Genomic DNA, 23,164 nt, shown 5'->3' with positions numbered 1-23,164 from the left:
CATCATTGTTGAGCCATTGCCGGGTCTGCGGAGAGCGTCGGCGCGGCGCGTTCAGGGCGTCGGGGTACAAACGACACTATCCATGCCACCAGCGAGGTGAGCGCGCGGAAAATGACCTTCACCGACGGCGGCGAAAACTCCGCCAGGTGACGGTAACCACGGAATCCCAGCTTGAGGATATCCAGCAGGCTTTCCATCGGCTTATCTTCCGGGAAGCTATCCTGCCAAAGCGCCCACGTATCGGCGCGGGCAAACGTACACTGCACAAAATCGATATGCTGCTGGTTGGTCAACGGCAGCAGCTGCAATCCCACTTCGTTGCCGTTTACCCGCGCGACCCGCACCGGGAAGACATACTCCTGCTGTCCCCGTTTGAGCAGCAGCCTGGCGTTCTGCCCCTCCAGCACCTGCGCGTCGCTGTGAATTTTGATCCCCAGCCCGCCGTCGGAATAGTCGTGAACGGTGCAGGAGAACAGATGGCCGTCATCGCGGGCGATGGCCGCCGGCATGCTCATTTCGACACGATGCGACCGGCGGACCTGCTTGCTTTCAACCGAGACCGCCACCGCGCCGCCAAGAATAATCAGGTTGTAAAACACCCAGACAATACTCACCCAGACGGTGAGAATTTCGTTTTCCGGGCCGTACATAAAGCGCCAGATCCCCACCGCGACGCCGACCAGGTTGAGCAGCACGAGGTAGATATAGGGCCGGGAGATCACCCAGTCGACATACTCCTCTTCCACTAGCCCACCCTTCGCGGTGACGTTGAATTTGCCTTTATGCGGGTTAATCAACGCCACAAAGGTGGGCGGCGCGATATACCAGGCGAGCACCGTCTCGTAGATTTCACTCCAGAACGAATGGCGGTATTTGCCCTGAATCTTCGAGTTGGTCAGGCTGGCGTGGATCATATGCGGCAGCACGAACAGCGCGATCATCAGCGCCGGCGCATAAATGATATAGGCATGGAGCAGCAAAAAGGCCAGCGGCGCCGTGAGGAAGATGAGGCGCGGAATACCGGAGAGGAAGTGGAGCATGGCGTTGGCGTAGCAGACGCGCTGCGCCAGCTTCAGCCCCTTGCCAAACAGCGGGTTATCGAGACGGAAAATCTGCACCATGCCGCGCGCCCAGCGGATACGCTGGCCAATGTGCGCCGACAAACTCTCCGTCGCCAGCCCCGCCGCCTGCGGAATACGCATATAGGCGGAGGTGTAGCCGCGTCGGTGCAGGCGCAACGAGGTGTGGGCATCTTCGGTCACCGTTTCGACGGCAATGCCGCCAATCTCATCCAGCGGGCCGCGGCGGATCACGGCGCAGGAGCCGCAGAAGAAGGTGGCGTCCCACATATCGTTCCCGTCCTGTACCAGGCCGTAGAACAGGGTGCCTTCGTTCGGCGTTTTGCGAAAACGGCCAAGGTTGCGCTCAAAGGGGTCTGGGGAGAAGAAATGGTGCGGGGTCTGCATCATCGCCAGCTCTTTCTCTTTCAGGAACCAGCCCATGGTCATCTGCAGAAACGAGCGCGTCGGCACGTGGTCGCAGTCAAAGATCGAGACAAACTCCCCTTTGGCGTATTTCAGCGCATTGTTGATGTTACCGGCCTTGGCGTGCTCATGGCTGGTACGGGCGATGTAGTGCACCCCGACATCTTTGGCAAACTGGCGAAACGCTTCCCGTCCGCCGTCGTCGAGGATCCAGATGTTGAGCTTGTCCTTCGGCCAGTCGATGCCCTGCGAGGCATAGATGGTGTTTTTCACCACGTTGAGATCTTCGTTGTAGGTGGGGACGAAGATATCCACCGTCGGCCACAGATCCATGTCCTCCGGCAGCGGCACCGGTTGGCGGTTCAACGGCCATACCACCTGGAAGTAGCCCAGCACCAGCACCACCCAGGCGTAGGTTTCGGCGAACAGCAAAATAATCCCGCACACCAGGCTTACCGGGTCGTTCCAGTTCAGCGTCGAGGTGTAGCGCCACCAGATATAGCGGCACGAGACCGTCAGCGACAGCACGATCAGCATCAGCGCCGAGAAGCGGCCGGGGATGCGCCGCACCAGCAGCGCCACGCCCCACAGCAGCATCAGGAAGATAAATTGCGACAGCGGGTTAAAGGGCTGCGTAATACACATCAGCGCCAGCACCAGCGAGCAGCAGGTCACCACTCCGAGGATTGCCCGGCGCAGTTTAGGATTGAGGTGCGCCAGCTCTTTCTGTTTATCCAGATGGCGGGTGCGGGCGTTAACCTGCTCAGGCAGTTTCTCCATCCATTGCGCGTAGCGACCATGCACCCCTTCCAGCGCCGCCAGCGAACGCCAGTTGACCTTTTTCTCCGGCTCCGGCACGCGGGTCGCCAGCAGCCACAGGGATTGCAACAGATAGCGCAGCGGATCCAGGAGCCGTGGCCGGTGCGGATTAATATGGGGGAAATAGGTGTCATGGTGCGCCAGAATCGCCTGCCAGCGCGGCGTCTCCAGCGGCATGAGCGCCCAGACCAGCGATGCCCACAGGCAGCCAAGCGACGCCGACAGCCAGGAGGCGCCATGCTGCCGGTAGTCGTCATAGCGCGCGCGCAGCCGTTCCCCCACCGGCGGGGCCAACAGCAGCGTGCTGAGGCGGATCATACCGGCCTCCCGCCGGCATAGTGGATCAGGCACCAGTTCGCCAGGGTCAGCACCTCTTCCGCCGCCAGAGAGTCCTGGCGATACTCCCCAAGGGGCTGTTTCGCCGCCAGGCACTCGGCCATCGCCTCGTCGCGGTGAATGGTCACCGGCAGGATCCGCGGCTGGCTCTCGAGCCACAGCTGGTAGAGATCTTCCTGCAGCTGGCTGCCGACCCGCAGATCGTTAATCAGGATATCGCTGTTGGCCGGAAAGGGCTGCTGGTGCAAACGGATATGGCTGTTGGCGTCGGGATGGACCACCACCAGCGAGCGGTCGCAGAGCGTCAACAGCTCGCGGGTCAACGGCGAATAGCCCGCCGGCAGATCCAGCAGCAGCCAGCGGTACTGACCCTGCAGCTGCTGTACCGCCTCCGTCATCGCGCCCAGGGTGGGCAGCAGCTGGTCGACGTTTTCTCTTTCGCCCGCGCTGAGCTGGCCAAACGGCAGCAGATCGATATGTTGCGTATAGCGCAGACCCGCGTCGCGCCAGTCACGGCCGTCAAGCAGCGACCGGGCCCAGCCGTCCTGATGATGGATATCGGTGTTGAAAAAAAAGCGCAGCATATTATCCGGGCTGGCGTCGATCGCCAGCACGCTTTCACCGAGCAATTGCAGCGCCCAGGCGAGTGCAGCCGTAATGGACGTGACGCCAGTTCCCCCGCGCACGCCCTGTAATCCCAGAATAGCCATCTCCGGCTTCCTTATTTTTTCTCTGCAAACTCTGCCAGCAGCGGCCAGCGCTTCAGCGCTGCGTTCAGCTGTTCACGCCTCGAAATATCATGATAATCAATATCCGGCAGGGAAAATGCCCGGCTTAGCGCCAAAAAATCATTTTGAAAGGTGTACCCCAGCGTGGCGTCCGTGGGTACGACAGGATCTTTTGCTGGCATATCTCTGTCCGTTCGAAATTTATTATTAAACCAGAGGACGTATACAGCGCTTCCTTAAAAAGCAGGTGTACATGCTAAAACTGATGACCTTTAATTTCAATGTTAGGTTTACTCTGTCAGTTTCGCTAGTAAACTTATCCAGTGTGAATCAGGGCGCACGAGGGATGCCGTGGATAGTGTATTTACTTTGGGTATTTCATCATTATGGGATGAAGTGTGCCATATGCCGGTCGGCGGGGTATGGTGGCTCAACGTTGACCGTTATGCCGATGCCGTCAGTCTGGTTAATCAGACGCTGGCCGCGCAGGCGAAAAACAGCAAAGTTGCCGCGCTGGTCATGGGTGATAAACCTGATGATATCATTTCATTAGATAGCATTCATGGCCCGAATAATATCGCGCTGTTTACCCTGCCGAATCGCCCGGAGGCGCTGGAAGAAATACATCGTGATTTAGTCTGCTCCCTCGAGCCTGGCAATTATTTGTTTATTCTGCTATGCGCTGAAAATGCCTGGCAAAATATAAATAATGAAAAGTTATGCGCCTGGGTGGAAAAAACCAGTCGCTGGGCGCAATATCATCGCTGCACGTTCTTAGCGATCAATCCCGCCCAGGATATCGATCGGCAGCTCACCCCGTTATTACGCGCGTACCGATCCCTTTCCGGTCTGGCAAGTATTCGCTACCAGGGCGACCGCCATCTTTTTGATATTGCCTGGTGGGGAAGCGATAAAGGCATCAGCGCCCAGCAGCAGCTGATGGTGCAACACGACGACGCCGGCTGGCGATTAGCGCAGGATGCTGAAACCAGCGTGCAGCCGCGTAGCGACGAAAAAGCGATCCTCAGCCATGTGCGCGTCCTCGAAGGCGCCCCGCCGCTCTCGGAATACTGGACCCTGTTCGATACCAATGACGAGGTCTTCAACGCCGGGCGCACTGCGCAGGCGGCGACGATCCTCTTCTCCATTACCCAGAATACGCAAATTGAACAGCTGGGGCGCTATATTCATACCCTGCGTCGTCAGCGCGGCACCGCGCTGAAAATTATTGTCCGCGAACAAACCCCCAGCCTGCGCGCGACCGATGAGCGGCTGCTGCTCAGCAGCGGCGCCAGCCTGGTGATCCCCAACAGCGCGTCGCTTTCCCGCTGCCTGACGCTGATTGAAAGCGTACAGAACCAAAAGTTCTCCCGGCGTATCCCGGAAGATTTTGCCACCCTGCTCACCTGGAGCCAGCCGTTAAAGCTGCGGGGCTATCAGAAATGGGACGCCTTTTGCGAAGCGGTGCACAACGTGATGACCAATACCCTGCTGCCGGCCGACAGCAAAGGCGTGATGGTGGCCCTGCGCCCGGCGCCGGGGCTGCGCGTCGAGCAGGCGCTGACGTTATGCAAACCCAACCGGATGGGCGACATCATGACCATCGGCAATAACCGGCTGGTGCTGTTCTTGTCATTTTGCCGAATCAATGACCTCGACACCGCGCTAAATCATATTTTCCCGCTGCCGACCGGCGATATTTTTTCTAACCGTATGGTGTGGTTTGAAGACAAACAGATCCTCTCGGAAATCGTGATCATGCGCGGCGTCGAGCCGGCGCGCTGGAACACGCCGCTGCCCCTCTCGGTCGGTAAAAACGAAACCATCAACGCCACCCATGATGGACGCCACTGGCGACGCTATCCCGAACCACACCGGTTAACCACCCGTGAGGAGCAAGCCTGATGATGTCTATCGCCGATATTCTGCAACTGGTGGTGCTCTGCGCCCTGCTGTTTTTTCCGCTGGGCTACCTGACGCGCCACTATCAGCGCCGGATCCGCACGACATTAAGATTGATGTTCTTTAAACCCCGTTACGTGAAACCGGCAGGGGTATTACGCCGGGGAACAACGGTTAAGCAAGGCAAAGCGAATAAATGACAAATAAAAAAACGACCGCGGCACCGCTTCCGCTCTGGCAGTACTGGCGCGGCCTTGGCGGCTGGAACTTATACTTTCTGGTCAAGTTTGCCCTGCTGTGGGCCGGGTATCTCAATTTCCACCCGATGCTGAACCTGGTGTTTCTCGCCTTTCTGCTGGTGCCGATCCCGCGTGAAAAGCTGCACCGCATCCGCCACTGGATCGCCATTCCGCTCGGCTTCGCGCTGTTCTGGCATGATACCTGGCTGCCCGGGCCGGAGACGCTTCTTAGCCAGGGCTCGCAAATCGCCGGCTTCAGCGCCAGCTATATCTGGGATCTGATTGTCCGCTTTATCAACTGGAGCATGGTCGGCGCCTTCTTTGTTTTACTGGTGCTATGGCTGTTTATCAGCCAGTGGCTGCGCGTTACCGTGTTTGTCTCCGCGATGGTCGTCTGGCAGGCGGTCAGCCCGTTGCTGCCGGCCTTTACCATTTGGCCTGCCGGTCAGCCCACCACCGCCGCCGCCACCGCGCCGGCCAACGTCGGGACCAACGCCGCCGCTGGCGCCGCGTCCAGCCCGGCCAGCAGCGATATTCCGCCGCAGACCGAGCCGCCGACCTCGGCCAACCTCACCAACTGGCTGAACGGTTTCTATGCCGCCGAGCAGAAGCGCAAGACGCCGTTCCCGGACCAGCTGCCGGCGGATGCGCAGCCGTTTGACCTGCTGGTGATCAATATCTGCTCGCTCTCCTGGTCGGATATTGAAGCCGCCGGGCTGATGGACCACCCGCTGTGGAAGCATTTCGATATCGTCTTCAAAAACTTTAACTCCGCGACCTCCTACAGCGGACCGGCGGCGGTGCGCCTGCTGCGCGCCAGCTGCGGCCAGCTGTCGCATACCAACCTGTATCAGCCGTCCGGCGCCGATTGCTACCTGTTTGAAAACCTGGCGAAACTCGGCTTCAACCAGCAGCTGATGCTCGGCCACAACGGCCTGTTCGGCGACTTCCTGAAAGAGCTGCGTTCACTGGGCGGCATGCAGAGCCCGCTGATGGACCAGAGCGGTCTGCCGGTCAGCCTGCAGGCGTTTGACGGCTCGCCGGTGTACGAGGATCTGGCGGTCCTCAACCGCTGGCTGAAGACCGAAGAGGCCAGCAGCAATCCGCGGAGCGCCACCTTCTATAACACCCTGCCGCTGCATGACGGCAACCACTTCCCGGGACAAAGCAAAACCGCGGACTACAAAGTGCGCGCGCAAAAGCTGTTTGACGACCTGGATAACTTCTTCACCGAGCTGGAAAAATCGGGGCGGAAGGTGATGGTGGTGGTGGTGCCGGAACACGGCGGCGCGCTGAAGGGCGATAAGATGCAGGTGTCTGGCCTGCGTGATATCCCGAGCCCGTCGATCACTAACGTCCCGACGGCGGTGAAATTCTTCGGCATGAAGGCGCCGCATGAAGGCGCGCCGATTATCATCGATCAGCCCAGCAGCTACCTGGCGGTGTCGGAGCTGGTGGTGCGCGCCCTCGACGGCAAAATGTTCAGCGAAGAGAGCGTCAACTGGCAGCAGTATGTCGCCAACCTGCCGCAGAGCGCGGCGGTGTCCGAAAACGCCAACGCCATCGTTATCCAGTATCAGGGCAAGCCGTATGTCCAGCTGAATGGCGGAAGCTGGGTGCCTTATCCGCAATAAGCGACAAGGCCGCCCATGCTGGCGGCCTGACATCGTGAGACGTTCCTGCTCTTCCCTCTCAGCCCGCAGGCATACGGGCTGAGAGGCCTGCAAAGCCATCACCGCGCTAGCGCTGATCCTGTTTCGCCAGCCAGACCAGCAGCTTGAGGCTGGCGGAGTAATAATCATCCTTGTCGTCAATCTGCGGCGCTTCCTGCGGTTCGCCAAGCGTTAAATCACGCACCGCCAGCAGGCCGCCGGCCATATTCCACGGGGCGACCTCGTTGGTGCTAACGTTGATCCACGCCGGGGTTTGCAGACGCGGGTAACTCTGCATCCAGGCTTTCCACGGCGCGAGCAAGGCGCTATGCGGATCGACCCACGAGATATACAGCGGGATACGGATCGCATCGAAACTCATCCGCGGCGGCCACTCTTTGGCCGGCAGCATCTTGCCATCCGCCCGCAGCGCCACCCAGTCGCTGGGCAGGTGCGATTTCCCCCAGCCCATCTGCCCCAGCAGCGCCTGCCCGTCAATCTGCAATGTCCGCCAGGCGGTCAGGTGCGTCCGCTCCGCAAAGGCGCGCCAGGCCGGAAAGATGAAATAGGAGGGGTTAAGGTTCAGGTGGTCGTTGCGGTTGAACCCCTTCACCCCCGGGAGCATCACCTGGCGACCGGCGAAAGTCACCACCGTATATTTCAGCAGGGAGGCGGTGATGGCATCGGAGGCCGCCGCGTAGCGCTTGTCCTGCCACTGCTTTTGCGCGCGCAGCAGCGCCCAGGCGATCAGGGTATCGCCATCGGTGGCGTTGTTTTTATCGGCGATCGGGTCCGGCGCCACCGGGTTATAGCGCCAGTAAAACAGCCCGTTAGACTTGTCGCGCAGGGTGCTGTCCGTCCACTGCCACAGTTTGTCGAACGCCGGGCGATCGTTATTCGCCACCGCCAGGAGCATGGCGAAGCCCTGGCCTTCCGTATGCGACACATTGCCATTGGCGGTATCAATGATACGACCGTCCGGCATCATAAAACGGGCCTTATAGCGCTCCCATGCCGTATCCGCCCACGCCCGGGGCACCAGCATCACTGCCGTTGTCACTATCACCGCCACTAAAGCACGCAGGGGCATAAATTCACTCTTTATGGATGGTAGTAAAGAAACTGAACGTCAGAGACGGAGAACACCCGCTCACGCTGCAATATCACGTGAGCACTGCCTCCCTGACTCTGCAGCCAGCGAGAATATAACCCCTCGAGTATGGCACAGAACGCGTTGCACCAGCGCACGCGCCCCGCGTCGTCGCGGCTGACCGGCAACGCCTGATGGCGCAGGCGCAGGCCGTCCTCGCCGACGTCGATGGTCACCACCCCCCAGTGGAAATGGGTCAGCAGCCGGTTGATATTCGCCTCCAGCTCCCCGACGGTCTCCGACGCCGGCAGCGGATGGGTCTCCGCCAGCGAAGCGCCCATCTGACGCAGGAACGGCTGGCTCTCCAGCTCGCCGGCATTATTGAGCATACCTTCGACCATAATAATCAACAGATCGAACCATCCGGCAGGCGTCTGCTGCTGCTGAAACCAGGTCATCACCACCGGGTTATTGTTCTCCGTCATCATCAATGATCTCCTAACATATAGCGAATATAGAGTCCGGCGGTGCTTTCGTTATAATCCCCGAAGGTGTCATAGCCAATCTGGCCCCCCAGCGTCATCTGTTTGTTGACCTTGTAATCCGCCCCGGCGCGCAGGGTATAGCCGATGCCGCTCTTCGAGGTCGCGGAATAGTAGGCTTCCTTGGCAAACCCGTTGCTTACCGCCGTCTCCAGGGTTTGCTGCCACTCCGAATTGGTCGGGAAATAGGCGCTCTTATCCTGGCTGTAAGACTGGTAGCCCACCGAGCCGCCGAGCTTCATGGTCCAGTTATCATATTTCTCCGTCAGACTGACCGGTAGCGACACGCTGACGTAGTTTTGCGGACTAAAGTAGCCCCCCTGGCCATAGGTGAAGTAGCTGAGGTTTTTGGAGTAATCCATATAGCTCATGCTCAACCCGGCCTGCAGCTGGCGGTATTCGTCATGATAGGGCCGCAGATAGACCCCGGCATTGGCATTGATGCTGGTGTTGCTGGCGACGTTCTCTCCGAGATAGCTGTATCCGCCGCCGCCAACGTAGAAGCCCGCATCGCCGTCGTCATAGCTCAGCTGCAGGGTGCCGCCGTTTTTCGTCACCTGCCCCCAGTTTTTCCCGGAATAGGCATCCTTCAGACCGACATAAGAAAGCAGGCTGTCGGTCAGCGAGCGGCGTTCGCCGGTGAGGATCAGCGACAGATAGTTGGTCAGCTTGGGCGACCATTTCACCCCGCCGACAACGGTATTAAGATCCTGGCCCAGCGGCGTGCTGCCGATATCGACCCGGTAATCGTCGCCGCTTAGCGCCAGCGCCAGTTCGACGCCGTTGGCCTTCTGCGAATCGGTCGAGCCGCTGGTCTGGTCAACGTTCGGCTTGCGGCTGGACGAGGAGAGATAGCTGGCCACCTGCCCCGAATCATAGCTCCCGAGCTTGGCCAGGTTTTCCATCCCGCTGCTGGTAGTCGGATTGAAATCCGCCGCGTTCAGGGTGCCGAGGCCGCTTAACGCCTCCGCGCCCGGATTGCTGGCAAAATAGGCCGTCCGCTCCGCCTCGGTCATCGCGGCGATCGCCGCCTGTTCGCTGGTGGCGGTACTCACCATATTGGAGACCGCATTGGCCAGCGGGTTGGCGCCGTAGCGACGCCAGGCGTCGCCGCTGGCGGTCCCGGCGTTTAACGACACCGGGGTGACGGTAAAGTCAAAGCGCGAGTCGCCAAACGGCGAGGAGGACCAGGTCAGCGGCGTTCTGAGCTCCGTCAGCTTGCTGGTGCCCGATTCGCCGTCGCGTCCGCGCACGTCCATTCCCCCCTGCAGCCAGCTGCCGGTTTTCTCCTGCAGCGACTCCATCATGGTGTCCACCTGACGCAGCATCCGCGTCTGGGCGGTGTCCACCGGCAAATCGGTGCGCTGGATCCCCGGCAGCGAGGAGCCGGGCGCGGCGGCCGACTGGGCGACCTGCCACGGCATATACTGGCCGTAGGCGGAGGCCGTCCGCGTCGGCGCCGACGTTTGCGACACGCCGATAAAGGGGTTATCCGCCGCCAGCACCCCGCCGACGGTCGGCGTTTCGCTGCTGTTGGTGCTTTGCATGCCCAGCAGTTTGCCGCGGGCGCTGCGCAGGTAGGTCATCGCCTGCTGATGATGACCCTGGGCCTCCGCCACTCTCGCCAGCAGCAGCAGGCGATCCGGGGAGTTATCCTGACGCAAGCCGCCGGCCAGCTGTTCAGCGCGATCGTTGTTCCCCGCCGACAGCGCCACGTCGATGGCCCCGGCGCGCGCATCCTGGTTCGGCGTATCGCGCGTCATCAGGTAGTCATAGACCACCCCGGCCTCTTTGTTCATTTTGCCGCTCTGGTACAGCCGCGCCATGGCGAACATCAGATCGGTGTTTTGCGGATCGCTTTGCATGGCGCGGATCAGCTTGTCATACGCCGCGGCGTAATTGCCCTGCTCGCGCAGGCGATCGGCCTCGTTGATCACATAGCCATTGCGAATGCTCGCCAGCTGCGTCGGCGTACTGCTGGCCTGCAGCTGCGGATTGCTGATCAGGTTCTGCGCCTCGCCGGTCAGCCCGGCCTGGTTCAGGACGGCGATCTGATCGGCGTAATCGCCGGCGTTGCCGGACACCCCGCCGCTGATATTGTTGCGCACCAGCGATACCGCGGTGGTCAGGTCGCCGCTCTCGGCCAGCAGCCGCGCCAGCTTGCCGGCGTCCGCCGGTGCTTTCGGCGGCGTAGAGGCCATCGCCCGCAGGGTATTGCTGGCGGCGATGGTATTGCCCTGCGCCAGGTAGTTTTCGGCCGTCACCAGCTGCAGGTTGTAGTTCACCCGCTGACGTAAATCGCGCATGTCGCTGGTCTGGCTGCCGCCGGGAATGCGCGACAGCAGCGTCTGCGCCTGCTGCCAGGCGCCGTTTTCGCTGGCGAACAGCGCGGCGGCATACAGCGCGCTGTTGCTGGCGCCGGGGCGATAGGCCGCCGACATCAGCGAAGAGGCCTCGCTGGTGTTACCCGATTTTTGCAGCAGTCGGGCCAGATCGAGACGCAGCCAGGGATCGTCCGGATAGCGGGCGACGCCCTGGCGCAGGGTGGCAATGGCGCCGGCTGGGTTACCGCTGCTGACCTGCGCCTGGGCCTGACGGCGCAGGGCGTCGCCCGGGACGCCGGCCACCACTCGCGGCTGCAGTTTTTGCTGCAGACTCTGCGGCAGCGTCTGCAGCATCGCCTGCGCCTCGGCGGATTTATTCTGCTCGCGCAGCACGTAGTATAGGTTTTCCCGCGCCGCCGCATTCTGCGGATCGTCGTTTAACAGTGAGCGCAGCGTTTGCTCGGCCTGGGGTAAATCTTTGTTATGCCGCAGCACATCGGCGCGAAACAGCTTCGCCGAGGCGCCCCGCGCCCCGCTCTGCTGCGCCAGCGGCGCGGAGAGCGCCAGCGCCTGGCTGATATTGCCCTGCTTATAGGCCTGCTGGGCCTGCGCCAGCTGGCCGTAGAACAGGGCATCGGCCGCCTGCTGACGGCGGGTCGCCGAGGCGTCGCCGCCGAGATCCGCCGCCCGGCTCAGATATTGTGACGCGGCCTGGTAGTCGCCGCTGCGCTGGGCGATATAGCCCATGCCCGCCAGCGCATCGGCATCCTGCGGGTTGGTCTGCAATACCTCTTCAAACTGCTGTTTCGCGGCAGCGGTATTGCCGCTGTTGAGATTGGCGTAGCCCTGGCCGCGCGCCTGACCGCTGCGCCGTTCACGAAAGTAATTCTGAACTTCGCTATCCTGCGGATGCCGCTGCATCCAGGTATCGTAATACTGCTCATCCCCGGCCTGCGGGCCCAGCCAGAGCAAGGCCTGACGCAAGCCGCTGTCCGCCTCTTTATTGCCGCTGGCCATCGGCTCGAGCAGGGCGATCCCTTCCCGACGGGTCTCTTCCCGCCAGGTTAACGCTTTGCCCAGCGCCACCCGCGGGGCGTTCTCCTGCGGATGCTGCGCCACGTACTGCCGCAGTTCGCTGATGGCCTGCGGATAAAGCGATTTGTCGCTGGCCATGGTCAGGTAATATTCCGCCGCCAGCCCGGCAGGCGGCGTATTGCCATTGAACATGCTGCGCCAGGTCGCCAGCGCCCCGGGGATATTGCCGCCGCGCGCCTGCTGGCGGGCCAGGCTGAGCTGGCCCTGCGGCACCTGCGACATCTTTTTGGCGTTGTCCAGATCCTGCAGACCCGGGCTATCCGGCGCCGCTTTCGCCAGCCGCGCGCGCCACTGCGCCGCCGCCTGCATATCGCCGCCCTGCTGCGACCAGAGCGCCATCAGATACAGCGCCTGGGTGTTGTTGGCATCCACCGAGAGCACCTTCTGCAGGGACTCCATCGCCAGCTCGTCATGGGATTTCTCATGCCAATAGTTGGCCTGGGCGAACAGCGCCTGCAGCGCCGCGTCGTTACCCGCCGCCAGCGCGCCGCCAGAGGCGCCGAGAGCCAGGGCGCCGGTGAGGCAGAATGTGGTGAGCCGCCGGGAGCTTTTCATCGTTATCGTTATCTTTCTTTTCATTGGTTATCCCCCGAACCCAGACGCTTACGGGCGTGACGTTTAAACATCGCGGTCAGCGCCAGTCCCATTATCGAGGTGGCAATCAGCCCCAGCAGGGCGAGGAAACCGGAGTGCTGGCTGGCATACCAGACCGCCATCATGTACCACGGCATCTGACCGCTGGGGAACGGCGTACTCACCTGGAAACTGCGCACCCCATTATCGCTGGTGATCACCGCGGTATCGCCACGGATCCCGGCGTTGATGCGCGGTGAGTCCAGATCGTTTTTCAGTCGCGCCAGCTGATCATCATTGCTGGCCATCGCCACCACCACCAGCCGGGCGGGGTTCCACGGCGAACGATAGCTGATAAACCCGCGCCAGGCGCTGCTGGACGAGAAGTAGCGATCGGCGTCGAGGCTGGCGGAGGTCCAGTCGCCGGTGAGCCGGCGCTGCGCTTTTTGCCACAGATCGGGCTCGCGGACGCTCAGCACATTATCCACCGGGCGGTAGGGTGAATCGGCCAGCAGGCTCTGGTTGAAGGCCTGCTGATCGAGAGCGGTGACCGCCAGCACGTCACGTTCGCGCAGCGACTGCAAATCCCCGCCGCCGGTGGGCATCCCGAGAACGACGCGGTTATTCGCCAGCGCGGTGCCGGTCGCGTTCCCGGAGCGTGCGGCCAGATTCAGCAGGGTCGCCACCTGGGTCTCAGACGGTTCCGCCGGCAGCAGGAGCGTCGTTTGCGAATAGTCCGCCAGCCGCGAGAAGGGGAACGAGGCGCCGACGAAATAGGAGAGGTTTGGCAGCAGCGAGAAGTGTCGCGTCTTGCTCAAATCAATCCAGGAGTCGTCAGTGATGCGGCTCTTGATATTGTTATTCAGCAGCACCTGGCACGGAACATCGTCCTTCGGCACCACATTGAAGTACATCGACAGCTGGTTATCGCCGTAGATCAGGTAGGGGGCCAGCGGGATGGTAAAGCGCTCCTGGCGCGCATCGCCGCCGAGGTGGCGCCAGACTTTCTCCAGCGGCCCCTGCTTGTTCATCGGCAGGTTGTTGAGGAAGGTGCCATTGAGCGTGACGCTCAGCAGGGACTTATCCTCATTGATCCAGTTTTCCGACGGGAAGCGGTAGCCAACCTGCAGCGGGATCGTCTCGCCATCCCACAGATAGAGGTCCGGGGCGGCGCGGAAGGCGATACGTAAAGGTTCATGCCAGACGCCGCTGACGGTCGGGCTTTGATCCTTACGCAGCAGTTCGCTGAGCCTGACCGGACGATCGGTGGGGATCCAGCGCGGGGCATCATACGCTTTGCCAACCGGGATGGTCTGCGACTCGACATCCAGCGTCGCGGTTTGCGGCGCAAAGTTACCGCGGGTTAACCGCCAGGCAGCCATGCGCAGCGCGGTATCGTTTTTGCCGACGATCAACAGCAGCTTATAGGCCGGATTGGCGGGATTGGCGATGATGCGCAGCAGCGGCTTATCGGTTTCCGGCAGCGTCATACCGCCCACCTGCTCGCCCGGATGGCCAATCACGATGCCATGGCGTTCCGGCAGGCGGTCGCGCAGCGCGCTGAAGGCGATGCCGCGATAGTCCGCCTGGATACCCAGCCAGGAGGAGACCAGCGCCGCGGCGCTGAAGACGTCGGCCGACGGCTTCGCTCCATAGGAAACGGCGATGTCCGCCGGCGTCATCTGCATGCTGTCGAAGAAGGGACGCGGGAAGTGGCTCAGATCGTCGCTGATGTTCAACTGCTGGCTTTCCCAGCTGAAATGCGACGTGGGCAGCACCGTGACCCGCGACGAATCATGAATGTCACGCTGGCACTGCAGGGTATCGCCATCGTTGATCTTCACGCTCAGGTTATTGCTGGAGACCATCAGCGCGGGCGGGATATCCAGCTGATAATGGGAGACATCCTCGCCATCGGCGCCCAGCGGCAGGGTGCCGAGCGGTTGACCGTTGAGCATCAGCTGTAGGGTGGCGTTGCGGCTCGCCATTTCCGGCGATACGCGAACGGCAAGGCTGAGCTGCGAATGGATCACCACCTGATCGGAAGGCAGGGTAAAGCTGACGCCCCCCTGCCGCTGACCGCCGCTGAGGATAATGCCGTCCGGCATCCCCATCTGCGCCAGATTCAGGTCGCCTCCCCAGACCGGGGCGACAGGAATGACCTCCGGCGCGGCCGTACCGCTCACCGGCGGGGGTAAGTCCGGCATCTCCGGCGCAGGGGCCGTCGCCGCCGCATCGCCGTCGGTGGCGGGGGCTGCCGGAGAGGCGCCCTCCTCCGGCGAGGCAGCCGGGGGTTCGTCGCCTGGCTCGCTGTCCGCCGCGCCGTTGAGCTGCGGGAAGCTCAGCGGGGCGGCAGCGCCCGGTTCTTCACTGTGCAGCGCAGGCGCAGAGAGCATCCCTGCCAGCAGCGCCAGCGTCGTTAATCGCTTCATAACGTGCCATCCTCCTGCGCCGTTTTCGCCACTGTTGCCCGATTGCGCTGGCTGCGACGGGTTTTCCACGTCAGCCAGAACAGTTCGAACACGCAGCGTAAAATGGTGAAGAAGGAGCGGAACGGGTTATCCTGCGGGCGCGGCGGATTAATCCAGGCATCCGCGCGGGCCAGCACCACGCGCACCAGTTCACGGCGGCGCGAAAGCGGAATATCTTCATCAAACTTGAGGCGCAGGAAGCGCTCGTCAGAGGTGACCAGCTGCGCCGGGATCGAAATAGCCCCGGACTGCAGGATCAGCTCAATCTCTTCGATATCATCCTCCAGATGGCGCGTATCCGGCGCCACCACGCGGCAGCCGCCCATCGACAGATCCTCGGTATGGCTGCGGGAAACGATGCCGCTGGCGTAATGGATCACCACCGGAATATCGACATCGATACGAATGGTTTTGCGCACCTGCCGCGTTTCGCGCGCTACGGCAATCGCCGCCAGCAGGAAGATCAGACTGTAGATCCCCCATCCGACGTTGAGGGCGATAACGTTGGGGTCCGAGCCAAAGTAGTCATGGCCAATCGCCCGGACGATGCCGACGATCACCCCCAGCGCCAGCAGGCAGGCCACCACCAGATGCGGGCGCACCACGGTGAAATCGAAGTAGCCGACGTCCAGCAGGCCGCCCTTATCGGTGACGTTGAATTTGCCACGCTTGGGGAAAATCATCGTCACCAGGGTCGGCAGCACCAGGTGGAAAGCCAGCACAATATCGTAGATTTCCCCCCAGAAGCTGTAGCGATAGCGGCCGTTCATTCGCGAACCGACGTAGATGGCGAGAAACAGGTGCGGCAGCGCATAAGAGACGATCAGGCTCGCTGATGAGTAAATAATATTGAGGTTAAACAGCAGGTAAGCCAGCGGGGCGGTGACAAACACCACCCTCGGTAGCGCGAACTGGTAGTAGAGCATGGCGCTGAGATAGCACAAGCGCTGCTGGAAGGTCAGCCCACGGCCAAACAGCGGGTTATCAACGCGAAAAATCTGCGTCATTCCGCGCGCCCAGCGGGTACGCTGGATAACGTGCACCACCAGGCGCTCGGTGGCGAGGCCAGCCGCCAGCGGAATATCGAGAAAGGCCGATTTCCACCCAAGGCGCTGGAACTTGAGCGCCGTATGGGCGTCCTCGGTGACCGTTTCGACGGCGAAACCGCCGATCTGCGCCAGCGCCTCGCGGCGGATCACCGCGCAGGAGCCGCAGAAAAAGGTGGCGTTCCAGTTATCATTGCCCTGCTGAATCGGGCCATAGAACAGCATCCCTTCGTTCGGAATATTGCGCCCGACGGAGAGGTTGCGCTCGAACGGATCCGGGGAATAGAAGTAGTGCGGCGTCTGCACCAGCGCCAGCATCGGATCTTTCAGAAAGCCGCCGACGGTGGCCTGCAGAAACACGCGCGTGGCGACGTGGTCGCAGTCGAAGACGCAGATAAGCTCTCCCTGGGTCAGGGTCAGCGCGTGGTTGAGGTTCCCCGCTTTGGCGTGCTTGTTGTCGTTGCGGGTAATATAGCCCACCCCGACGTCGGCGGCGAACACGGCAAATTCGCTGCGCTTACCGTCATCCAGAAGATAGATTTTCATTTTATCTTTTGGATAATCAATGCATTGTGCCGCGAGGACGGTGTCACGCACCACCTCCAGCGGTTCGTTATAGCTCGGAATATAGATATCGACCGTCGGCCACTTGCTCATATCATCCGGCAGCGGAACAATGCCGCGCTTCAGCGGCCAGACCGTCTGCAGATAGTTAAGCAGCAGCATCACCCAGATATAGACTTCCGCCAGAAAGAGCCCCATGCCGAGAATGGTTTCAATGGCTGAGTTGAAGTGCAGGGTCTGCGTGAGGCGAAAATACATGTAACGGGTGGACATCAGCAGCGAAGTGACGACCATAATCACCGAGATGCTGCGCCGTTTGCTGAAACCCATCAGAAACAGAATACCAATGCTCAGCAGACCAAAGATGTACTGCTTCTGGCTGTCCATCGGCGTGATCACTACCAGCACGGCGACCGGAGAGAGCACCAGCGCCAGCAACCAAAAAAGAGATTTTTTCATTCAGCAGCCCTGCAATAAGTTAAAGCCCTGACATGCGTGGCTGGCTGTGCACCGTGCCATCGCCAATATGGATACCCAACAGCGAAGATATTTTTTTAGCAATAATTTCAATATCGAAGGCCGCTGCCGAGGAGGCGTTAAAGTCCAGAATCGACTTCTGCGACGCATTGGCCTCCACCACGCTTTCATCACGATGGACAATGCCAAGCAGTCGTTCGCCCAGTTTTTCTTCCATCAGGCTGGTGACGTCCCGGCTGACCTGGCGACGGCTATCGCTTTGGTTAATGACGAAATAGTGCCCATGCTTGTGATTCAGCGCCGCGCCGGTCAGGCGCTGTTTTTCCACGTGCGCCAGGGTCGACATCGAGGCGGTATCCGCCAGCAGCGGGATCAGATGCAGGTCCGCCAGACCCGTCAGCGCCTTTAGCGCCGGCGAAGGCCCTGGCGGCATATCGGCGATGGTGATCAGCCCGGGATAATTCAGCAGCGCGGAGAGACCGCGCTGGAGAAAATGGTCGTTGTGAGTCAGTTGCTCATCAAACGCCTGACGCTGCGCTTCGCTCACTTCGCCATACGGCAGGACGAAAATATTGCTGCCGGCGCTCAGCACGCACTGGCTCCAGTCGTGCATTTCCAGCGCCTTCGCCACGTAGCCGCGCTCATCGTTCAGCGGCACGCCAAAATGCAAACGCAGGGCGTTCTGGACGTCAAAATCCAGCGCCAGAACTTTGCTGCCGGTCCGCGCCAGCGCATAGGCTAAATTGGCCGCCAGGGTCGTTTTCCCTACGCCACCTTTCGGTGAACAGACGCAAATCAACGGCATGTTGCGATCCTTTCCAGAAGTGATTTCAAAGGCTGGTCTTTATTTTTCGTCACCGGCTCTGCGCTTTTCGCCGCGAACAGGTGGGCATAGTTCTCGGCGGCGGGCGCGGGTCGGGGGGCCATTCTCGGCGGCGGAGCCATTGCCGGTTCAGGTGCCGGGATGGGAGGCGCAGGGGCCACCGCAGGCTCCTGCCTGACCGGCTCCGGCGCGGCTGCGGCGGTCTCCACGACCGACTGCGGGGCCGCTGGCGCGGCAGACGCAACAGGATCAGAGGCTGGCGCCGCTGCTACGGCCGCCTCTACCTGGCGGAACAGATCCGCAGGCACCGACTGCGGCAACGGCGCGGAGACCGAGCCTCCCAGCGCCAGGGAAGAGGGTTTCTCTGCGCCGGGATTCAGCTGATTGAGGATCGCCCAGTCTCCATGCTCCCGCGTGGCGGCTTGCGATGAAAGATCCTGAAATTTGAGGTTTTGCGTCCGCGTTTTTTCCTGAAAGCGCTGCAGATCATCATAATGGTTCATTGATAACCTCATGATTTTAAAAATTTCATATTAAGTTTGTTGTTATTTTCTGGGTATATTTAAAATATCGTGACGTCTCTGGTATGGCAGAAAAAGCGCCGGTGGAGACGTACCAATACACACGATTGACAGGGTTATAATAGTTTAGATTTTGATTTTCGGTGTGATTCCACGGCAGAAGTATCGCTACACTAACATTTCCCTTTGAGAAGAATAGCCCCATTTTTTAGGTATGCGTACATCCTCAAGCCCCGCAACCACCGCGCTTCCCATTCGTTTTTATATAAAGGTATTTCGCGATGATAGAATCATAGCGTCAGATAAGCGAAAGAATAAACCTGAACCATTTTAATTTCTCTTTAATTCTATAAAAATGGACTGAAAGTCTTATTTTTTCGGATAATCGACGAAGAATGCTCCGAGAGCGTGGCATTCACTGCGATAAAAGGCGATATCGTCGGATTTCATCTCCGGCGGGAGAGAAGCTCCCGGTCATCGGACCGGGAGCGTGCCATCAGGCGTGGGGCTTTTGCGGATTCTCATCCTGGTCGACGGCAAAGCAGGCCACCAGCTGGCCGCCGTAATCCTTCAGCTGCGGCTGAAGCTGGGTGCAAGGGCCGAAGCGCCGGCGGCAGCGCGCGTTGAAGGCGCAGCCCGGCGGCGGATTCAGCGGGCTCGGCAGCTCGCCGGTCAGCTTAATCCGCTCGCGACGGTCGTCCGGGTTCAGACGCGGCGTCGCCGACAACAGCGCCTGGGTGTATGGATGACGCGGATTGTTAAAGATCTGCTCCTTGGTGCCCTTCTCCACGCAGCGGCCGAGATACATCACCATCACTTCATCAGCGATATGCTCGACGACCGACAGGTCGTGGGAGATAAACACGTAGGACAGTCCTAAATCCTGCTGCAGATCCATCATCAGGTTCAGCACCTGAGCGCGTACCGAAACGTCCAGCGCGGAGACCGGCTCATCGGCAATCACCACGTCCGGATCGAGCATCAGCCCGCGGGCAATGGCGATACGCTGGCGCTGACCGCCGGAGAACATATGCGGATAGCGATCGTAATGCTCTGTTTTCAGGCCCACTTTCGCCATCATCGCCAGCGCTTTTTCGCGGCGCTGCTCTTTGCTCAGGCTGCTGTTAATCAGCAGCGGCTCTTCCAGAATCTGCCCCACTTTTTTACGCGGGTTCAGAGAACCGTAGGGGTTCTGGAACACAATCTGGATTTTTTGCCGCCGCAGCTTCTGCGCCTGCGGGTCGTGCTTAAGCAGGTCCTGCCCCTGATAATAGAGCTCGCCGCCGGTGGGAATTTCAATCATCGTCAGCAGACGACCGAGGGTCGATTTACCGCAGCCCGACTCCCCCACCACCGCCAGCGTTTTACCGCGCTCAAGGGTAAAGGAGACGCCGTCCAGCGCCTTCACCAGCCGTTCCGGGGCGAATAACCCCTTCTTCACCGGGTAGTGTTTTTTCAGATCAATGGCCTGCAACAGCGGTTGTGGCGTGGCGGCCTTTTGCGTACTCATAATCCAGGCCTCCCGGCATCATCGAGTGGGTAGTGACATTTAGACTGGCGGCCGCCAGTGAGATCTGCGAGCGCCGGCTCTTCGCTACGACATTTATCCGTAGCATAGGGGCAGCGCGGGTTCAGCAGGCAGCCGTTGGGACGGTCATATTTCCCCGGCACCACGCCCGGCAGCGACGCCAGACGCGCTTTATCCTGGGCGAACTCCGGCAGCGCGCGCAGCAGCGCCTGGGTGTATGGATGGCGCGGCGCGCGGAAAATATCCTTCGCATCGCCAGTCTCCACCACCTGACCGGCATACATAACGATAATTTTATGCGCGGCCTCGGCCACCAGCGCCAGGTCGTGGGTGATCAGCACCAGCGCCATATTCTCCTGCTGCTGCAGATCCAGCAGCAGCTCGATGATCTGCGCCTGAATGGTCACGTCCAGCGCGGTGGTCGGTTCATCGGCAATCAGCAGTTTTGGCCGACAGGCGATGGCCATCGCGATCATCACGCGCTGGCTCATCCCGCCGGAAAGCTGATGCGGATAAACGTCCAGCCGCGACGCCGGATCGGGAATGCCCACCAGGTTCAGCAGGTCGATGGCCCGCTGGCGGCGGGTTTGCTTATTGCCGCCCTGATGGACTTTAATCGCTTCCATAATCTGGTAGCCGACGGTATAGCACGGATTGAGGCTGGTCATCGGATCCTGGAAGATCATCGCCACCTCCGCCCCCACCAGCTGGCGCCGCTCTTTTTCAGAGATGCGCTGCAGATCGCGGCCGTTAAACTCCAGTTTGTCCGCCATCACCCGGCCGGGGTAATCAATCAGGCCCATAATCGCCAGCGAGCTGACGGATTTACCGGATCCAGACTCCCCGACGATGCCGACCACTTCGCCCTGCTTCACGCTATAGCTGATGCGGTCCACGGCGCGGAACGGCGCGTTTTCATCGCCGAAATGCACCGATAATTTATCTACATTCAATAACGCCATCTCGAACCTCTTACTGCTTCAGTTTGGGATCGAGCGCGTCACGCAGACCGTCACCCATCAGGTTAAATGCCAGCACCGTCAGCAGGATCGCCACGCCCGGGAAGGTCACCACCCACCAGGCGCTCTGTGCGAACTGCAATACGTCGGAGAGCATGGTGCCCCACTCCGGCGTCGGCGGCTGCGCGCCCATGCCGAGGAACCCCAGCGCGGCCATGTCGAGAATGGCGTTAGAGAAGCCCAGCGACGCCTGAACGATCAGCGGCGCGAGACAGTTAGGCAGAATATTGACGAACATCTGGCGCATCGCCCCGGCGCCCGCCACGCGGGAGGCGGTCACGTAGTCGCGGTTGACCTCCACCAGCACCGCCGCGCGCGTCAGACGCACATAGTGCGGGAGAGCCACAAAGGTGAGCGCCAGCGAGGCGTTGACGATGGAGGGCCCGAAGATAGCCACCAGCACCAGCGCCAGCAGCAGACTCGGCAGCGCCAGCATAATATCGACGACGCGCATGATGATCGAGTCCACCACCCCGCCGAAATAGCCCGCCACCAGGCCGAGCACCACGCCGAGGATCAGCGACAGGACCACCACCAGGCAGCCCACCAACAGCGACAGGCGCGCGCCATACATCAGGCGAGACAGAATATCGCGGCCCACGTCGTCAGTGCCGAGCAGATGCGCCAGGCTGCCGCCCTCCTGCCAGAACGGGGGCGCCAGCAGCGAATCACGGAACTGATCCGCCGGGTTATACGGGGCGAGGAAGTTGGCGAACACGGCGATAATAATCATCACCGCCACGTACACCAGACCAACCACCGCCCCTTTATTGCGCTTGAAATAGTGCCAGAACTCCTGCAGCGGGGTCATGGGCACCGGCGCAGTGATAACTTTATTTTCAGTAACTTGTGACATGATGGCCCCTTACTTCTTATGCCGGATACGCGGGTTCACCACGCCGTACAGCAGGTCGACCAGCAGGTTGACGAGGATAATCATCGTCGCCACCAGCAGCACCCCGCCCTGCACCACCGGATAATCGCGACGCTGCAGCGCGTCGATCAGCCAGCGGCCTAAACCAGGCCATGAGAAAATGGTTTCCGTCAGGATGGCGCCCGCCAGCAGCGTGCCCACCTGCAGGCCAATCACCGTGACCACCGGCAGCATCGCGTTACGCAGCGCGTGGATCACAATCACCCGCATCCGGGTCAGGCCTTTGGCGCGCGCGGTACGGATGTAGTCTTCGCCGAGCACTTCCAGCATCGACGACCGGGTCATACGCACGATCACCGCCAGCGGAATGGTGCCCAGCACGATGGCGGGCAGGATCATATGCATTAAGGCGTCAATAAAGTCGCCCTGCTCGCCCCAGATGGCGGTGTCGATCAGCATAAAGCCGGTCAGCGGCAGGGTATCGTCAAGGAACACCGTATCGCTGATGCGCCCGGAGACCGGCGTCAGGTTCAGCTGTACCGAAACCAGCATAATCAACATCATGCCCCACCAGAATATAGGCATCGAGTAGCCGGTCAGCGCCAGGCCCACCGCGGTGTGGTCAAAGATGGAGCCGCGTTTTACCGCAGCCAGCACGCCCACCGGAATGCCGACGGCGACGGCGAAGATCATCGCGCAGACGCCCAGCTCAAGGGTGGCTTTAAAGCGCGGGACAAACTCCTGCCACACGGGAATGCGGCTTTTCAGCGAGATGCCTAAATCGCCGTGCAGCACGCCCCAGATATAGTGGGCATATTGCTGCCACAGCGGCTTATCAAGGCCCATTTCGGCCAGCAGCTGCGCGTGACGTTCGGGGGAAATACCACGTTCGCCCGCCATAATCATCACCGGATCGCCGGGGATCATATGGACGAAGGCAAAGGTGAGAAGGGTGATACCGATAAATGTCGGGATGACAAGTCCCAGACGTCGGAGAATAAACTGCAACATAACCCGGATTCTCTCTAGTGACGCCCCGCCTGGCGACAGGGCGTCT

At 60.7% G+C, this 23,164-nt stretch carries 16 protein-coding genes and 2 pseudogenes; 3 read left to right on the top strand and 15 right to left on the bottom strand.

Annotation, left to right across the window (positions count from 1 at the left end; all coding sequences use genetic code 11):
* Positions 1-2: 2 nt before the first annotated feature.
* Genes bcsA (LGM20_RS01160) through bcsR form a run of 3 tightly spaced genes read right to left on the bottom strand, consistent with a single transcriptional unit; the run spans position 3 to position 3,549 of the window.
* A complete protein-coding gene (gene bcsA, locus LGM20_RS01160) occupies positions 3-2,621 on the bottom strand; it encodes a UDP-forming cellulose synthase catalytic subunit (RefSeq protein WP_023291295.1) in 2,619 nt (872 codons plus the stop codon).
* Positions 2,618-3,349, bottom strand: a complete 732-nt coding sequence (gene bcsQ / locus LGM20_RS01155) for a cellulose biosynthesis protein BcsQ (RefSeq protein WP_023291296.1) — start codon at positions 3,347-3,349, stop codon at positions 2,618-2,620. Before bcsQ ends, bcsA (LGM20_RS01160) begins: the two co-directional genes overlap by 4 nt.
* An 11-nt stretch (positions 3,350-3,360) precedes the next feature.
* Positions 3,361-3,549 carry a cellulose biosynthesis protein BcsR gene (gene bcsR, locus LGM20_RS01150; protein ID WP_023291297.1) on the bottom strand — a complete coding sequence of 63 codons (189 nt, stop codon included), beginning with the start codon at positions 3,547-3,549 and terminating at the stop codon, positions 3,361-3,363.
* A 169-nt stretch (positions 3,550-3,718) separates the two neighbouring features.
* On the opposite strand from bcsR, the gene bcsE reads away from it, so the two are divergent.
* From bcsE to bcsG, 3 genes are read left to right on the top strand one after another with little or no spacing between them, the layout of a single operon-like run.
* The gene (bcsE, locus tag LGM20_RS01145; protein ID WP_023291298.1) at positions 3,719-5,272 is read left to right on the top strand and encodes a cellulose biosynthesis protein BcsE; all 1,554 of its coding nucleotides are present in this window, start codon (positions 3,719-3,721) and stop codon (positions 5,270-5,272) included.
* On the top strand, positions 5,272-5,469 hold the full coding sequence (gene bcsF, locus LGM20_RS01140) for a cellulose biosynthesis protein BcsF (RefSeq protein WP_004204976.1): 198 nt from the start codon (positions 5,272-5,274) through the stop codon (positions 5,467-5,469). Before bcsE ends, bcsF begins: the two co-directional genes overlap by 1 nt.
* Positions 5,466-7,142: a cellulose biosynthesis protein BcsG gene (bcsG, locus tag LGM20_RS01135; protein ID WP_044525010.1), complete on the top strand. Its 1,677-nt coding sequence runs from the start codon at positions 5,466-5,468 to the stop codon at positions 7,140-7,142. The genes bcsF and bcsG overlap by 4 nt, the downstream gene beginning before the upstream one ends.
* A gap of 106 nt (positions 7,143-7,248) precedes the next feature.
* On the opposite strand, the gene LGM20_RS01130 is transcribed toward bcsG, so the two are convergent.
* From LGM20_RS01130 to dppB, 12 genes and pseudogenes are all read right to left on the bottom strand, one after another.
* Positions 7,249-8,250, bottom strand: coding sequence for a glycosyl hydrolase family 8 (locus LGM20_RS01130; RefSeq protein ID WP_044525011.1), 1,002 nt, complete (start codon positions 8,248-8,250; stop codon positions 7,249-7,251).
* Between the two features lie 11 nt (positions 8,251-8,261).
* The gene (bcsD, locus tag LGM20_RS01125) at positions 8,262-8,738 is read right to left on the bottom strand and encodes a cellulose biosynthesis protein BcsD (RefSeq protein WP_004204979.1); all 477 of its coding nucleotides are present in this window, start codon (positions 8,736-8,738) and stop codon (positions 8,262-8,264) included.
* Positions 8,738-12,790: a cellulose biosynthesis protein BcsC gene (locus LGM20_RS01120; protein WP_044525012.1), complete on the bottom strand. Its 4,053-nt coding sequence runs from the start codon at positions 12,788-12,790 to the stop codon at positions 8,738-8,740. The genes bcsD and LGM20_RS01120 overlap by 1 nt, the downstream gene beginning before the upstream one ends.
* Positions 12,787-15,216: a cellulose biosynthesis cyclic di-GMP-binding regulatory protein BcsB gene (gene bcsB, locus LGM20_RS01115; RefSeq protein ID WP_044525013.1), complete on the bottom strand. Its 2,430-nt coding sequence runs from the start codon at positions 15,214-15,216 to the stop codon at positions 12,787-12,789. Before bcsB ends, LGM20_RS01120 begins: the two co-directional genes overlap by 4 nt.
* The gene (gene bcsA / locus LGM20_RS01110) at positions 15,213-17,324 is read right to left on the bottom strand and encodes a UDP-forming cellulose synthase catalytic subunit (RefSeq protein ID WP_023291304.1); all 2,112 of its coding nucleotides are present in this window, start codon (positions 17,322-17,324) and stop codon (positions 15,213-15,215) included. The genes bcsB and bcsA (LGM20_RS01110) overlap by 4 nt, the downstream gene beginning before the upstream one ends.
* Positions 17,325-17,343: 19 nt before the next feature.
* Positions 17,344-18,136, bottom strand: a pseudogene (locus LGM20_RS01105) (cellulose synthase operon protein YhjQ/BcsQ).
* Position 18,137: 1 nt separating this feature from the next.
* Positions 18,138-18,668: a cellulose biosynthesis protein BcsO gene (locus LGM20_RS01100; RefSeq protein WP_044525014.1), complete on the bottom strand. Its 531-nt coding sequence runs from the start codon at positions 18,666-18,668 to the stop codon at positions 18,138-18,140.
* Between the two features lie 316 nt (positions 18,669-18,984).
* Positions 18,985-19,164: pseudogene (locus LGM20_RS01095) on the bottom strand (hypothetical protein).
* A gap of 18 nt (positions 19,165-19,182) precedes the next feature.
* The gene (gene dppF, locus LGM20_RS01090; protein WP_023291307.1) at positions 19,183-20,196 is read right to left on the bottom strand and encodes a dipeptide ABC transporter ATP-binding subunit DppF; all 1,014 of its coding nucleotides are present in this window, start codon (positions 20,194-20,196) and stop codon (positions 19,183-19,185) included.
* Positions 20,193-21,176, bottom strand: a complete 984-nt coding sequence (dppD, locus tag LGM20_RS01085) for a dipeptide ABC transporter ATP-binding protein (protein ID WP_023291308.1) — start codon at positions 21,174-21,176, stop codon at positions 20,193-20,195. The genes dppF and dppD overlap by 4 nt, the downstream gene beginning before the upstream one ends.
* 10 nt (positions 21,177-21,186) lie before the next feature.
* Positions 21,187-22,089, bottom strand: coding sequence for a dipeptide ABC transporter permease DppC (dppC, locus tag LGM20_RS01080; protein ID WP_044525015.1), 903 nt, complete (start codon positions 22,087-22,089; stop codon positions 21,187-21,189).
* Between the two features lie 9 nt (positions 22,090-22,098).
* Positions 22,099-23,118: a dipeptide ABC transporter permease DppB gene (dppB, locus tag LGM20_RS01075; RefSeq protein WP_002921786.1), complete on the bottom strand. Its 1,020-nt coding sequence runs from the start codon at positions 23,116-23,118 to the stop codon at positions 22,099-22,101.
* Between the last annotated feature and the right edge of the window lie 46 nt (positions 23,119-23,164).

Origin of the sequence: Klebsiella quasipneumoniae subsp. quasipneumoniae (genome assembly GCF_020525925.1) — a bacterium.
Taxonomy (GTDB): domain Bacteria; phylum Pseudomonadota; class Gammaproteobacteria; order Enterobacterales; family Enterobacteriaceae; genus Klebsiella; species Klebsiella quasipneumoniae.
The sequence above is the reverse complement of the archived record's forward strand: the minus strand, read 5'-3'. Positions and strand labels throughout refer to the sequence as shown.